This is a genomic window from Gallaecimonas zhanjiangensis, from assembly GCF_057624825.1.
The window spans coordinates 3,658,969-3,672,153 of sequence record NZ_CM172603.1; the positions used below are offsets into that span (position 1 = coordinate 3,658,969).

General features: G+C 59.0%; 14 protein-coding genes. 9 read left to right on the forward strand and 5 right to left on the reverse strand.

Annotated features, from left to right (window positions below):
• The first annotated feature begins 12 nt into the window (after positions 1 to 12).
• Entirely contained in the window at positions 13 to 546 is a 534-nt protein-coding gene (locus AC22G1_RS17315; RefSeq protein WP_487314468.1) for a hypothetical protein, read from the forward strand.
• On the opposite strand, the gene djlA is transcribed toward AC22G1_RS17315, so the two are convergent.
• From djlA to AC22G1_RS17330, 3 genes are read right to left on the reverse strand one after another with little or no spacing between them, the layout of a single operon-like run.
• Positions 527 to 1,321, reverse strand: coding sequence for a co-chaperone DjlA (gene djlA / locus AC22G1_RS17320; RefSeq protein WP_487314469.1), 795 nt, complete (start codon positions 1,319 to 1,321; stop codon positions 527 to 529). The two genes, AC22G1_RS17315 and djlA, sit on opposite strands and share 20 nt — an antisense overlap.
• Before the next feature lie 2 nt (positions 1,322 to 1,323).
• The gene (gene murU / locus AC22G1_RS17325; RefSeq protein ID WP_487314470.1) at positions 1,324 to 1,980 is read right to left on the reverse strand and encodes an N-acetylmuramate alpha-1-phosphate uridylyltransferase MurU; all 657 of its coding nucleotides are present in this window, start codon (positions 1,978 to 1,980) and stop codon (positions 1,324 to 1,326) included.
• On the reverse strand, positions 1,977 to 2,909 hold the full coding sequence (locus AC22G1_RS17330; protein WP_487314471.1) for an aminoglycoside phosphotransferase family protein: 933 nt from the start codon (positions 2,907 to 2,909) through the stop codon (positions 1,977 to 1,979). Before AC22G1_RS17330 ends, murU begins: the two co-directional genes overlap by 4 nt.
• Before the next feature lie 111 nt (positions 2,910 to 3,020).
• Between AC22G1_RS17330 and lptD the strand changes: the two genes are divergently transcribed.
• From lptD to AC22G1_RS17370, 8 genes are all read left to right on the forward strand, one after another.
• Positions 3,021 to 5,291: an LPS assembly protein LptD gene (lptD, locus tag AC22G1_RS17335; RefSeq protein WP_487314472.1), complete on the forward strand. Its 2,271-nt coding sequence runs from the start codon at positions 3,021 to 3,023 to the stop codon at positions 5,289 to 5,291.
• Positions 5,292 to 5,294: 3 nt separating this feature from the next.
• Positions 5,295 to 6,593 (forward strand): peptidylprolyl isomerase SurA, encoded by a 1,299-nt coding sequence (gene surA, locus AC22G1_RS17340; protein WP_487314473.1) that lies wholly within the window; start codon positions 5,295 to 5,297, stop codon positions 6,591 to 6,593.
• Positions 6,590 to 7,567, forward strand: coding sequence for a 4-hydroxythreonine-4-phosphate dehydrogenase PdxA (gene pdxA, locus AC22G1_RS17345; protein WP_487314474.1), 978 nt, complete (start codon positions 6,590 to 6,592; stop codon positions 7,565 to 7,567). The genes surA and pdxA overlap by 4 nt, the downstream gene beginning before the upstream one ends.
• 4 nt (positions 7,568 to 7,571) lie before the next feature.
• Positions 7,572 to 8,372 (forward strand): 16S rRNA (adenine(1518)-N(6)/adenine(1519)-N(6))-dimethyltransferase RsmA, encoded by an 801-nt coding sequence (gene rsmA, locus AC22G1_RS17350; RefSeq protein WP_050659150.1) that lies wholly within the window; start codon positions 7,572 to 7,574, stop codon positions 8,370 to 8,372.
• Complete coding sequence (gene apaG, locus AC22G1_RS17355) at positions 8,372 to 8,740, forward strand: Co2+/Mg2+ efflux facilitator ApaG/CorD (RefSeq protein WP_487314475.1); 369 nt, start codon at positions 8,372 to 8,374, stop codon at positions 8,738 to 8,740. The genes rsmA and apaG overlap by 1 nt, the downstream gene beginning before the upstream one ends.
• Positions 8,740 to 9,546, forward strand: coding sequence for a symmetrical bis(5'-nucleosyl)-tetraphosphatase (locus tag AC22G1_RS17360; protein WP_487314476.1), 807 nt, complete (start codon positions 8,740 to 8,742; stop codon positions 9,544 to 9,546). The genes apaG and AC22G1_RS17360 overlap by 1 nt, the downstream gene beginning before the upstream one ends.
• A gap of 150 nt (positions 9,547 to 9,696) precedes the next feature.
• Positions 9,697 to 11,703 carry a methyl-accepting chemotaxis protein gene (locus AC22G1_RS17365; protein ID WP_487314477.1) on the forward strand — a complete coding sequence of 669 codons (2,007 nt, stop codon included), beginning with the start codon at positions 9,697 to 9,699 and terminating at the stop codon, positions 11,701 to 11,703.
• A gap of 57 nt (positions 11,704 to 11,760) precedes the next feature.
• Positions 11,761 to 12,171: a hypothetical protein gene (locus tag AC22G1_RS17370; RefSeq protein WP_487314478.1), complete on the forward strand. Its 411-nt coding sequence runs from the start codon at positions 11,761 to 11,763 to the stop codon at positions 12,169 to 12,171.
• Between the two features lie 41 nt (positions 12,172 to 12,212).
• Here AC22G1_RS17370 and AC22G1_RS17375 read toward each other — a convergent pair whose 3' ends face one another.
• Positions 12,213 to 12,599 (reverse strand): DUF3718 domain-containing protein, encoded by a 387-nt coding sequence (locus tag AC22G1_RS17375; RefSeq protein WP_123420497.1) that lies wholly within the window; start codon positions 12,597 to 12,599, stop codon positions 12,213 to 12,215.
• An 80-nt stretch (positions 12,600 to 12,679) separates the two neighbouring features.
• Positions 12,680 to 13,180: a type 3 dihydrofolate reductase gene (folA, locus tag AC22G1_RS17380; RefSeq protein WP_487314479.1), complete on the reverse strand. Its 501-nt coding sequence runs from the start codon at positions 13,178 to 13,180 to the stop codon at positions 12,680 to 12,682.
• Positions 13,181 to 13,185 lie beyond the last annotated feature (5 nt).

The window sequence follows — 13,185 nt, forward strand, 5'->3', positions numbered from 1 at the left end:
CAAAGGCCATTTATGAAGCGCTGTTTGCTCCTGCTGACACTCCTGCCCCTGGCAGCCAAGGCCGAGGAGCCGCAGCGCTTCACTCCCGTGGGTGAGCCCAAGGCCGAATTGGTGGCCAGCGGCACCCTGCCGCCGCCCCTGCCCAAGGCCCTGGCCGCCGATGGCCTGAGTGTCGAGCTCTACTCCGCGCTACCCAAAGACAACTGGCAACCCAAGCCAGAGCAAGTGCTGCTGACCTCAAACGGCGCCTTGTTCAAAGCCTGCCAGGAAGGGCCCTACAAGGCCTGTATCTTCCTTAACGCCCAATACCGCCCAGACGCCATTGCCAAACCCACCCTGGACTTGGTCAACGCCCCGCGTTTGCCGCTGGAAGGGGATATGGCACTTAGGCAAAAGCTGCTGCCGGCCCAACCGGACAGCCGCTTTTACGCCTTGGCGCTGAGGGAGAACACCCCGGGAGAGAGCCAGGAGCTTGCCACCATCATCAGTGGCTGGCTCGAAGCCTTGAAAAAGACAGGCTCCGGGCCTAGCCCTTCTGAGCCTTGATTTGCTGGTAGGCGGCCTGGATGGCCTGGGTCCGCTCTTTGGCCAGCTCCATCATCTCCGGCGGCAGGCCCTTGGCCATCAGTTTGTCGGGGTGATGTTCGGCCATGGCCTTTTTGTAAGCGCGGCGCACCGCCTGCATGTCGGCGTCCGGGCTTAAGCCCAGTAACTCGTAAGCCTGGTTGAGCTGGGCGTAACGGGATTGCTCCGGCGCTTGGGTAAATGCCTGGCCAGCCTTGGCCATGCGAATAAGACTATCGAGCATCCGCTCCGGTAGCCCCAGGCTTTTACGCACCCGCTCCAACACCCGCCGCTCTTCGGCCTGCAACTGGCCGTCGGCCAGGGCCAGGGCCACTTGGATCTCCATAAACAGCTGGATAAGGTCGCGCTGGCCGCCAAGGGCTTCTCGCAGGGCCTGCACCGCTGCCTCCAGGGGATAACCGGCAGATTTGCCTTCGCGAAAGGCCTCCTGGGCGGCGCGGCGCTTCTCGCCACTCAGATGCAACCTGTCCATTAGGGCGCTGGCGGCGGCAATGTCTTCTTCACGGACCCGGCCCTTGGCCTTGGCCAGGTGCCCCATCACCGCAAAGCTGGTGTGAAAATACAAGGTCTCGCGGCCTGCCTCGTCCAGGCGGTGCCAGAGCTTGCCAAAACCGGCGCCGTTAAAATCCCGCTTCAGGGCCTTGTCGAACCACCAGCCAACGATAAACCCAAGAATGGCGCCCGGCAGACGGGCAAAGGCGAGGCCAAGCAGCAAGCCGACAATACGTCCCCACATGATTACGCCTTGTCCTCCAGATAATGATTAAGCGCCTCAAGGCGCGCCGGGGTGCCCACATCCTGCCAGTAGCCCCCGTGATAAAGGCCGCCAAGCCGCCCCTCCTCGGCCCATTGGCGCAGCAGTGGCCCCAGGGCGCCGTGGCCCTCGGCCAGGCCTTCAAAAAGCGCGGTATCCAAAAGAGCAATGCCGGCATAGGTGTAGTGGCGAGGTGTGTTGACCACCTGCCCGCCGATGAGGCCAAAATCGCCATCGGGGTGCTGCGGCGGGTTATCCACCAGCAGCAGGGTTGGCGCCGGGGCCGCCATCAGCGAGGTAATGTCGGCGTCGCAATAGACGTCGCCATTGACCAGCAAAAAAGGGCCACTGCCCAGCAATGGCAGCGCCCGGCGGATGCCGCCGGCGGTTTCCAGGGCCTCGCCCTCATGGGAGTAGTCAATGCGCACGCCAAAGGCGCTGCCGTCGCCCAACGCCTTGGGGAGCTGCTCGCCAAGCCAGGCGGTGTTAATCACCACCTCCTTGATGCCAGCGGCGGCCAAACGCTCAAGATGATGAACGATAAGGGCTTTACCACCGGCCACCAGCAAGGGTTTGGGGGTGTGGTCGGTCAGGGGGCGCATCCGCTCGCCGCGACCGGCGGCCAGAATCATCGCCTTCATGGGGTTTGCTCCAGTAGGCTGACCAGAGGGGCAAGCTCCGGGTAGTGGCGCGCCACCCGCAGCAGTTTTTGCCGGGTGGGCTCGAGATCGCCAAGGTAGCCTGATTTTCCGTCCTGATAGTGAAGGCGGCAAAAGATACCGAGGATCTTGAGTTGACGCAGGATACCGGTGAGATCGAACCAGCGCCGAAACAGCGCTTCATCGCTGGTGTGTTGCTGCTGACCAAAGGCCTGGGCAATCAAACGCTCTTCTTCTTCGGTGCTGAGTGACACGTAGCTGTCACGCACCAAAGACACCGCATCGTAGGTCAGCGGCAGGCGCTGGATGTCCTGAAAATCAATCACCGCCAGGGCGTCGCCAACCCGGTGCAGGTTACGGCCATGGTAGTCACGATGGGCCGGCACCAGGGGTTGGGCGAAAAAGTTGGCAAACAGGGACTGAAAAACCCCGTCCAGGCTGGCACAATCCACCTTTAAACCAAGATGCCTGCCCAGGAACCAATCCTGGAACAAGTCGCGCTTGCGCTGCACAAAGGGCTGGCCTGCTGTTGTTAAAGGCAGGTTAAGCTGCTGAAGTTTTGCGATAATGGAGACAGCCCGGCCATACCAGAGCGGCCGCTCGGCCTCGCTAAGGCCCGCCAGCTGCGTATCGCCAAGATCAGGCAGTAACATCCAGGTGTCTTGGGTGGCCAAGGGCTTTGGTACCAGAATGCCTTGTTCGTCCAGCGCTTTGGCCAGACGCATAAAGGCGTCGCGCTGGGCCAGTTCATCGGCCTGGTAGGCCACAACGATGGCCGTGCCGCCGTCAAAGCCCAGGCGCCAGTAACGGCGGCTGCCGGCGTCGCCGGTCAGGGCGACCAGGCTGGCATCTTTGCAGCCCAGTTGGCTGCAAGCCCATGATTTCAGGGCATCGACAGGAATATCTCGCATAGTGGCGGCCACTATAGCTCAATAGCCCGAGCGGGAAAATTGCATTATGATTCGCCTCTCGGATAAATCGGCCGAGAGGGCCAACAGAGCGAGAGCGACATGGGAAGGAGCGTGACTAAAGTCCGCCATTGGTTGCTGTTATCAGCTGTTGCTGCCAGTGTCAGCCAGGCCCTGGCAGCAGAACAAGAATTCGGCAAGACCTGCCAACCGCCCCCGCTTCCGGTAAAAAGCAGCGAGGGGCAGGACATCAAACCCCTGAATGAATCCGCGATCCAGGCCACCGCCAAAGAAACGGTGATCCAAGGCCAGGATTCTGCGCTCCTTAAGGGGAACGTCAAAATCAACCAGGGCGGCCGGGAGCTGAGCGCCGACGAAGCCTTGCTTGATCGCAAAAACAACCGCATCAAGGCCAAAGGTACCGTCAGTTTTGACGATGGCCGCCTGCGTCTGAGCAGCGACTCCCTGGATGCCCACACCGATGAGAACCGGGCTGATCTGGAGGCGGTGACCTATCAGTTGCTGGGCACCAATGCCCGTGGCAGCGCCAAGAAGCTGCATGTCTCTCAAAACGACGGCATGACCCTGGAAGGCGGTAACTTTACCACCTGCCCGGCGGACGACCCGGCCTGGGCCATCGATGCCAATGAGATCCATGTTGACCCGGATGCAGGCTGGGGCGAGGCCTGGGGCGCCAAGTTCCGCCTCTACGATGTGCCGGTCTTTTATTTTCCTTACTTGAGCTTTCCGGTGTCTGGGGAGCGTAAGAGCGGCCTGCTCTACCCCACTTTTACCTCCAGCGACAAACGGGGCCTGGAATTTGCCCAGCCTATCTACTGGAATATCGCCCCCAACCTGGATGCCACCATTACCCCCAGGTACATGTCTTACCGGGGCACCCAGCTCAATACCCAGTTTCGCTATCTGGTGGGCGATGACGACCTCGGGCAATTTAACCTTGAGTATTTGCCCAATGACCGTAAGTTCGCTGGCGCCGACAACACCCGCTACCTGTTCAACTGGCAGCACAGCGGCAAGGCTGACGAGCATTGGCGCTACAACGCCGATTACACCACCGTCAGCGACGATGCCTACTTTGTCGATATGGACTCGAATATGGGCTCGTCCACCGACACCCAAATCACCCGCACCGGCAGCGTGGCTTACCTCTCCTATGGCTGGAACTTCCTGGCCGAGGTGAAAGACTTCGAGGTTCTGGGGGATTACCCCGAGCCCTACAAGGTAGTGCCGCGCCTGGAGCTGTCACGGGACGACACCAACTTCTGGAACGGCCTGGATTTCAGCTTCTACTCGGAGCTGTCATCTTTCGACAACAACGATAAAACCCAGCCCACGGCCGAGCGTTTGCACCTGGAGCCCACCATCTCCTTCCCGCTCAACAGCCCGGCCGGTAACCTCACCACCGAGCTCAAGCTCTACCAGACCTTCTACGAGCAGCACGATCCGACCCGCCGCCTCAACGAGAGCGTGTCACGGACCTTGCCGCAACTGCGGGTGTATGGGCAGCTGAACTTCGAGCGCCAATTGGAGCTGGCCGGGCGCAACTACCGCCAGACCCTGGAGCCGCAGTTCCAATACCTGTACATTCCCAAGGAAGATCAGAGCGATATCGGCCTTTACGACACCAGCTTGCTGGGTGAGGACTACCACGCCCTGTTCCGCAACCGCCGTTACTCGGGGCTGGACCGGATCACCGACGCCAACCAGGTGACCCTGGGTGTCACCAGCCGCATCTTCGACCAGAAGAACCAGGAGCGGATGCGGGTGTCCATTGGCCAGATTTTTTATCTGCGTGATGCCACAGTGGGTCTTGAGAACGATGTGGGCCAGGTCACCAACTCCACCTCGGCCTTGGCCGGTGAGATTGACCTGCGGGTTGATAAAAACTGGAGCCTTTCCAGTAACATTCTTTACGACACCGACACCGGAAAAACCAACAAAGGGAACTTCCGGGTCGATTACAGGGTCAGTGATGACAAGCTGGTCCAGTTTACCCACCGTTATGTCCGTGACATTTCTGACGGGGTGAACATCGATCAGGCGGGCATCAGCGGTGCCTGGGCTGTGAATTCCACCTGGAAGGTGTTTGCCTCCCACTACGAAGACCTTAACTTGCACCGCGCTGAAGAAACCTATGGTGGTTTCGAGTATGAAGCCTGCTGTTTTGCCGTCAGGGTAACGGCCAGGCGCCACCTGAACACCATTTTGTCGAACAGCATCGAGTTTGCCGGTCAGCCTACTTATGAAAACAGCATCAGTTTTGAGTTTATTTTCAAAGGCTTGGGCGGGCACGGCACCAGCGGCGACCAACTATTAAGCAAAGGGCTTTTCAGCTATCGTGAGCCCTACAACCTGAGTTACTGATCCATGAGAATGACCCCGAAAATGCTCGCTGCCATGGCTGGTGGCGTAATGATGTTTAGCCAGGCCCAGGCCCAGCCTGAAGTCCTGGACAAAGTAGCCGCCATCGTCGACCAGGGTGTAATACTCGAGTCCGACGTCAACGACATGATGCGCGACATCAAGGCCAGCGCCCTCAAATCCGGGCAACAGCTGCCCTCCGACCGGGTACTGCACGTACAGGTGCTTGATCGCCTGATCACCGAAGAGCTGGAAATGCAGACCGCCAAACGTATCGGCCTGCAAATCTCCGACGCCCAACTGGACCAAACCATTGGTAACATCGCCAAGGACCAGAAGCTGAGCGTGGAGCAGCTGCGCCAGAAAATCGACTCCGAAGGCGGTAACTTCGAGAGCTACCGCGAGCATGTACGTACCGAGCTGACCCTCGGCGAAGTGCGCCGCATCGTGGTCAGCCGCCGCATTCAGGTGAGCCCTCAGGAAATCGAGGCCATGGTCAAACAGCTCGACGAGCAAGGTGACCGCAATGTTGAGCTGCACCTGCGCCACATCCTGATTGACGTACCCCAAAACGCCAACGCCGCCCAACTGGCCGACGCCAAAGACCGCGCAGATAAAGTACTGGCCCGCCTCAACAAGGGTGAAGATTTTGCCCAGTTGGCTATCGTGTCGTCTTCCGGCAACCACGCCCTGGAAGGGGGCGACCTTGGCTGGATGAACGCCAACGAAGTGCCCACCCTCTTTGCCGATGCCCTCAAAGACGCCAAAAAAGGCGAGATCATTGGGCCCATCCGCTCCGGTGCCGGTTTCCACATTATCAAAGTGGATGGTATCCGTGGCCAACAAACCGTTGAACTGGAAGAAGTGCACGCGCGCCACATCCTGGTCAAACCTTCTGTCATTCTCAGCGACGACAAAGCCAAAGCCGAGCTGGAGCAATGGCGCAGCGAGGTATTGGCCGGTAAAGCCGACTTTGCCGAACTGGCCAAGGAACATTCTGAAGACCCCGGCAGTGCCAGCCAGGGCGGCGACTTGGGCTGGGCCGATCCGAAGATCTACGACCCCACCTTTGCCAACACCATTGAGCACCTGAAGAAAGGCCAAATCTCCGAGCCCTTCCGCAGCTCCTTTGGCTGGCACATCGTGCAGCTGATTGACACCCGCACCACCGACGCCACCCAACAGGCCAAGAAAGAAAAAGCCTACCGAGTGCTGTTCAACCGTAAGTTCAACGAAGAAGCCCTGGCATGGCTGCGCGAGATCCGTAGCCAGGCCTATATCGATATCCTGGACAACAAAAAATGATCCAGCGTATCGCACTGACACCCGGCGAGCCGGCCGGCATCGGGCCAGATTTGGCGGTGATGCTGGCCCAGCAAGACTGGCCGGTTGAAGTGGTGGTCTGTGCCGATGCCGACCTGTTAAAAGCCCGGGCCAAGTGCCTGGGCTTACCGCTTGAATTACGCCCCTATGAACCCTGGGCGCCGGCCCTGCCCCAGCAAAAGGGCACCCTGACCCTGGCGCCTTTTGGGCTGAGGGAAGACGTTGTCCCCGGCGAGCTTAACGAGGCCAACGCCCACTACGTGTTGGAGACCCTGTCCTTTGCCGGTGAAGGCAACATGGATGGCCGCTTTGCCGCCGTGGTCACGGGCCCGGTGCACAAGGGCATCATCAACCGCGCCGGTATTGCCTTCTCAGGCCATACCGAGTTCTTTGCCCATCAGGCCAATGTCAGCGACGTGGTGATGCTGCTGGCCACCGAGGGGCTGCGGGTGGCCCTGGTGACCACCCATATCCCTCTGGCCTATGTGGCCAAAGCCATTACCCCGGAGCGCCTCACTAAGGTCATCGGTGTGCTGCACCAGGACTTGGTCAGTAAATTCGGCATCGATAAACCCTGTATCTATGTGTGTGGCCTAAACCCCCACGCCGGCGAAGGCGGCCATTTGGGCCGCGAAGAAATCGATGTCATTGAGCCGACCCTGGAAGGGCTTAGAGAGCAGGGCATGAACCTGGTTGGCCCGTTACCGGCCGACACCTTGTTCCAACCCAAGTATCTGGATAATGCCGATGCGGTGCTGGCCATGTATCATGACCAGGGGCTGCCGGTACTCAAGCACAAAGGCTTCGGCAACTCCGTCAATATCACCCTGGGTCTTCCCTTTGTCCGTACCTCGGTCGACCACGGCACCGCCCTGGATCTGGCCGGCACCGGCAAGGTAGACGCAGGCAGCATGAAACTGGCCCTTTCCCAGGCCATCGCACTGGCAAACCGTTAATTAGATGACAGACAACGTCCATATGGGCCACAGGGCCCGCAAGCGCTTCGGCCAGAACTTCCTCAACGATCAGGATGTGATCGCCAATATCGTCCGGGCCATCAACCCGCGCCCCGACGACGTGCTGGTGGAAATCGGCCCCGGCCTTGGCGCCTTGACCGAGCCGGTACTGGAACAGGCCGGGCAACTGCAAGTGGTGGAGCTGGACCGCGACCTGGCGGCTCGCCTGCGTCAGCGCGACGGCATTACCGTCAACGAAGCCGACGCCCTGAAATTCGACTTCGGCACCCTGCACCAAGAAGGCAAGCCCTTCAAGGTGTTCGGCAACCTGCCCTACAACATCTCCACCCCGCTGCTGTTCCACCTCTTTACCTGGTCTGACTGCATCAACGAGATGCACTTCATGCTGCAAAAAGAAGTGGTAGAGCGGATGGCCGCCGGCCCCGGCACCAAGCAGTACGGCCGCTTGTCGGTGATGACCCAGTATTTTTGCCAGGTGATCCCGGTGCTGCACGTCGGCCCCCACGCCTTTACCCCGCCCCCTAAGGTGGACTCCGCCGTGGTGCGACTGGTGCCTTACAAAGACAAGCCGGTCAAGGTCAAAGACGAGCGCAAACTGAGCCAGGTGCTGACTGAAGCCTTCAACCAGCGCCGCAAAACGGTGCGCAATACCTTCAAGGCCCACTTCAGCACCGAGCAGCTTGAAGCGCTGGGTGTGGACCCCGGTGCCCGCCCCGAAAACCTCAGCCTGGCCCAGTATGCGGCCCTGGCCGATGCCCTGGCTGGTCGATCCTCGGAGGCCTGATGCTGCGTTTTCAGATCCACGTAGACACCCGGTACCTGGATGACCGCTCGCTGCCGGACGAAAACAAATACGTTTTTGCCTACACCATCACCATCCGCAACCTCGACACCCAGCCGGCCAAGCTTATCAACCGTTATTGGTTGATAACCGACGGCAACGGCAAAACCACCGAGGTGTCCGGGGCCGGCGTAGTGGGCCAGCAGCCCACTATTCAACCGGGCAGCGAGTACAGCTACACCTCAGGGGCGGTGCTGGAAAGCCCGGTGGGCACCATGGAAGGCCACTACGAGATGGAAGCCCAGGGCGGCGGCAACTTTAAGACCCCGGTGCCCATTTTTCGCCTAGCGGTGCCCAAGGTCGTTAACTGATGCACTATGTGGTGGGTGACATTCAGGGCTGCTATCGCGAGCTGATGGCGCTGCTGGAAAAGGTCGCGTTCAACCCGCAGTCTGACCGACTGATTGCCGTTGGCGATCTGGTGGCACGGGGCCCTAACTCCCTGGATGTGTTGCGCTTTTTTATGCGTCACCCCGAGTCCTGCCAAACCGTGCTGGGCAACCACGATCTGAACCTGCTGGCCGTGCTCTGTGACCTTCGCAAAGCCAAGAAAAGCGATCTGCTGGATGAAGTGCTGGCGAGCCCCGAGCGCGGCGCCATCATCGACTACCTGAGGCGCCAGCCCTTGGCGCTGTGGTTTAACGAGCTCAAGCTGTTGGTGACCCATGCTGGCTTGCCGCCCCTTTGGGACTGCCAGCGCACCCTGGCAGCCAGCAGCCTGGTAAGCCAGGCGCTGCAGGGCGATGGCTGGCAACAGCTCCTGGCCGACATGTACGGCGACCAACCTGACAGCTGGTCACCGGAGCTTTGCGGCACGCCTTTGCTGCGCTACATCATCAACGGCCTGACCCGGATGCGCTTTTGCCGCCCGGACGGCAGCCTTGACCTCAAATGCAAGCTGGGCCCGGCCGAAGGTGCCAAGCAGGGCTTTGTGCCCTGGTTCGATCTTCAGCCTCCCCTTCCCTTCACCCTGGCCTTTGGCCACTGGGCATCCTTGCAAGGGGCGCTGCCCCGTTCCGACATCAAGGCATTGGATACCGGCTGCGTGTGGGGAGAATCACTCACTTTGTGGTGTGCCGAGACCGATACCCTGCATCAGCAAATAGCAATTTCCTAAAGCATTTCAAATTTTTGCCGATACATATCTGTAACCTGCCTCAAACCATCTGTTAAGGATGAAAAACAGCCGTTACACTAGGCAGCTCGAATTTTTGGGCAAGCCTTTTGCATAGGTTATGTCGTCAAGTTTTTGTCAGAGGAAGCCCCGATGAACCTCACTGTTGCCAAGCGGATAGTCCTTGGCTTTGCCATCATTACGCTGTTGTTGTTCGGTAACGGCCTGAGTTCCTATCTCGGCTTTGATAAGGTCGAAAGCAATGTCCAGCGCGCCACCTCTCTTGCGGTGGGTGCCGTGGTCAGTGTCGGCCAGCTGCAACAAAGCAGCTCCACCCTGAGCGAGCTGGGTCTCAAGGCCTATCACAGCGACAGCATCAACGAGATTGAGGGCTACCAGCAGACCGCCCAGTCCACCTCCGACGAGTTGAATACATCTCTGCGCAAATTCAAAGACCTCATTAAAAACGAGGCGTCTTTGGTGGAAACCGCCAAAGTGGTTGAAGGCAGCTTCAGCGGCCTTCAAGGCGCTCAGGGACGGTTGTTTGACGCCAAGCTGACCAGCCTCAAACTGCGCGACCAGCTGAAAAAGATGCAATCGTCGGTGTCCGATACCGCCGATGATGCCAGCGCCGACATTCTCGATTTGACCGACGCCGGGGTACCGGACGCGGCGGCCAACACCACCAGCAAACTCGAGAACATGTTCCTGTCGCTGTCCACCAGCATCATCGAGTACAACAAGTCCACTACCCTGACTAAAGCCGATACCATCGCTGGTGAAATCAATTTTGCCCTGAGTGATATCGACTCCAACCTCGCTTTTGTGGCCCGCTCGGTCGGTACCGACAACAAGTACATCAAGTCGCTTCAGGACAAGGCCAAGGCGCTGCGCGCCAAAGTAACCGATGCCGGCACCGGCATTATCGATCTGCAAAAATCCCGCCTGAAGGAAAACGAAAAAGCCGAAGGCGCGTTGACCGAAGAGCAGATCAACCTTGACGGCCTGCGCGGCGCCCTGAACAAGCTGCAAAACGCTTCCCAGGCCATTGCCGCCGACACCAAAGAAGCCATCGACAGTTCCATTGCCACCGCCAATACCGCCACCTTTGTAGTGATGGCCATCTGCGTCATCGCGGCGGTACTGATCAGCACTTACGTAGTGCGCTCCATTACTGCGCCGCTGGACAAGGTCAAAGAGATGCTGACCATCCTGGCCTCAGGCGACCTTAGCCGCCGCCTGGACGCCAGCGCCAAGGACGAGTTTGGCGAGCTGGCCCGCTCTACCAACAGCCTTACCGATTCGCTGCGAAACCTCATTGAAGGGATCTCCAGCGGCTCGACCCAACTGGCCGCTAGCGCCGAAGAAACCTCGGCCATCACCGCCCAGACCAAGGTGGCTATCCAGCAGCAAAAAGGTCAGGTTGACCAGGTGGCTACCGCCACCACTCAAATGTCAGCCAGTGCCGATCAGGTTACCCATGCTGCTTCCGATACTTTGTCTTCCGTACTGCGGGCCGAAAAAGAAGCAGAGCGGGTACGCCAGTTGTCTGCCGATACCAAGAGCACCATCCAGATGCTGGCCGCCGAAGTGGAATCTGCTTCTCAGGTGATCAACAAACTGCATCAGGACAGCGCCAACATTGGCTCCATCCTCGACGTAATTCGCGGCATTGCCGAACAGACCAACCTGCTGGCGCTGAACGCCGCCATTGAAGCGGCCCGTGCCGGCGAGCAAGGCCGAGGCTTTGCGGTGGTTGCCGATGAGGTCCGTACTCTGGCGTCCCGTACTCAGCAGTCCACCCAAGAGATCCAGTCCATGATCGAGGCCCTCCAGCAGGGCGCCGAACAGGCGGTAAGCGCCATGGATCAGGGTAAGTTCCAGGCCGAGAGCTGTGTGTCCAAATCGGTGGAATCCGATGTGGCCCTAAGCCACATCACTGATGCGGTTCACGAAGCCCGCGACAAGAGCGAGCACATCGCCCAAGCCGCAAAGGAGCAAGGGATCGTGGCCCAGGAGATCAACGAGAAGCTCACCTCTATCGTCAATATTGCCGAAGAGACCGCCCAGGGCGCCGAGCAGACCGCCACCTCCAGCGAAGAAGTGGCCAGGCTCTCCGAGGAGCTGCGTAATTCGGTCAGGCGCTTTAGGATACAATAAGCCTCACCTGCACTATGAAACGCGGCCCAAGGCCGCGTTTTTTTATTGGAAAGCGCCATGAAAAGAACCCTGTTTTTACTGCTGTTGCTGCTCAGCGCCTGCACCCCGGCACCACCGAGCCAGGAAGCCCTCAAAGAGGCGCTGCTGGCCCATCTGGGCGCACTGGGACCGGATGCCTTTCTGGAGATAGAAAACGTCACCTTGCTTGATAGCAAGCGCCAGGATGACAACCACATCCAGGTGGCTCTGGCTTATCAGGTGCGCTTTACCGAAAACTTTCCCGACGCCGCTCGCGCCCTCTCCACAGGGCAGCCCGACATGTTCGCCCGCTTTGGTTCAAGCCTTGGGGCCATGGCACTGAAGATGGAGTTTGGGGTGTTTCGAAAAGGGGACCTGCTTGAGCGTCAGGACAGTCTGCAACTGATACTAAACGATAAGGGCCAGTGGCAGTTGGCCCCTCAGGCATAAAAAAACCCGCCTTAATGGCGGGTTTTTCTTAAAAACACCTATCAGAGGCGTTCTTTGATAGCAGCCGCAGTGGCGCTGCCACCGAAGCCATTGGCATCAGCCCAGGCGATAACGGTTTTACCATCAGCCTCGGGAGCACCCAAGGTAGAGCCAGGCAGCTGCTTGGCGATGAATTCGCCGGCACCGTCGGCACCGGAGCTCATGGCAAAACGCAGCAGACTCAAACCGTTGCACTTAACGCCGTCATAGATGTTACGCAGGCGAATACCGGAATCGGACAGCTTGGAGCGCAGGCGGTTTTTGTCATTGGATGCCACGTAGTCACAGATACTGGCAACCAATTGCGCCGCGTCGGCCTTGGCGGGGGTGGGCTGATAGGTAAACGCCAACAAAAGCGCTACAGCACCCATTTTTACTGATTTCAACACGTCAACCACTCCTAACAGGCAAGCAAAGAAAAGCCCGCAAATGCTAACAATCTAGGCACTGCCCCTCAATCAGAAATAGGTCAAATGCCTGGTAATAAACGTTCAAAAGTGACAAAGGTCAAATTGTACTGATTATGTATATCGGCCAAAAATTGGCTCTCCTGAACTTTTTTCCAGCAATTTTCTGCCTGCCAGTCGGGAAACCGGGTGTCGCCCTCGATATCAGCATCGATAAAAGTCAGGTACAGGCGCTGCGCCACCGCCAAAGCTTGGCGATAGATCTGGCCACCGCCGATAACCATCACCTCTTCGGCATCAGCGGTGGCTGCCAGGGCGTCGTCAAGGCTGCCCACGACTTCCACTCCTTGTGGGCGGAAATCGGCCTGACGGCTTATCACCAAGTTACGGCGCCCAGGCAGGGGCCGCCCGATACTCTCAAAGGTCTTGCGACCCATGATCACCGGTTTGCCCAGAGTCACGGCTTTGAAATGTTTGAGATCGGCGGGCAGATGCCAGGGCATGTCGTTGTCACGCCCAATCACGCGGTTGTTGGCCATGGCGGCCACCAAGGAGAGGATCATGGTGT

Excerpts from the sequence above, each read along its gene's own strand:
- AC22G1_RS17315 (WP_487314468.1), top strand. The coding sequence starts at position 13 with ATGAAGCGCTGTTTGCTCCTGCTGACACTCCTGCCCCTGGCAGCCAAG.
- AC22G1_RS17360 (WP_487314476.1), top strand. The coding sequence starts at position 8,740 with ATGCACTATGTGGTGGGTGACATTCAGGGCTGCTATCGCGAGCTGATG.
- pdxA (WP_487314474.1), top strand. The coding sequence starts at position 6,590 with ATGATCCAGCGTATCGCACTGACACCCGGCGAGCCGGCCGGCATCGGG.
- folA (WP_487314479.1), bottom strand. The coding sequence starts at position 13,180 with ATGATCCTCTCCTTGGTGGCCGCCATGGCCAACAACCGCGTGATTGGG.
- surA (WP_487314473.1), top strand. The coding sequence starts at position 5,295 with ATGAGAATGACCCCGAAAATGCTCGCTGCCATGGCTGGTGGCGTAATG.
- AC22G1_RS17370 (WP_487314478.1), top strand. The coding sequence starts at position 11,761 with ATGAAAAGAACCCTGTTTTTACTGCTGTTGCTGCTCAGCGCCTGCACC.
- apaG (WP_487314475.1), top strand. The coding sequence starts at position 8,372 with ATGCTGCGTTTTCAGATCCACGTAGACACCCGGTACCTGGATGACCGC.
- rsmA (WP_050659150.1), top strand. The coding sequence starts at position 7,572 with ATGACAGACAACGTCCATATGGGCCACAGGGCCCGCAAGCGCTTCGGC.
- djlA (WP_487314469.1), bottom strand. The coding sequence starts at position 1,321 with ATGTGGGGACGTATTGTCGGCTTGCTGCTTGGCCTCGCCTTTGCCCGT.
- AC22G1_RS17365 (WP_487314477.1), top strand. The coding sequence starts at position 9,697 with ATGAACCTCACTGTTGCCAAGCGGATAGTCCTTGGCTTTGCCATCATT.
- murU (WP_487314470.1), bottom strand. The coding sequence starts at position 1,980 with ATGAAGGCGATGATTCTGGCCGCCGGTCGCGGCGAGCGGATGCGCCCC.
- AC22G1_RS17330 (WP_487314471.1), bottom strand. The coding sequence starts at position 2,909 with ATGCGAGATATTCCTGTCGATGCCCTGAAATCATGGGCTTGCAGCCAA.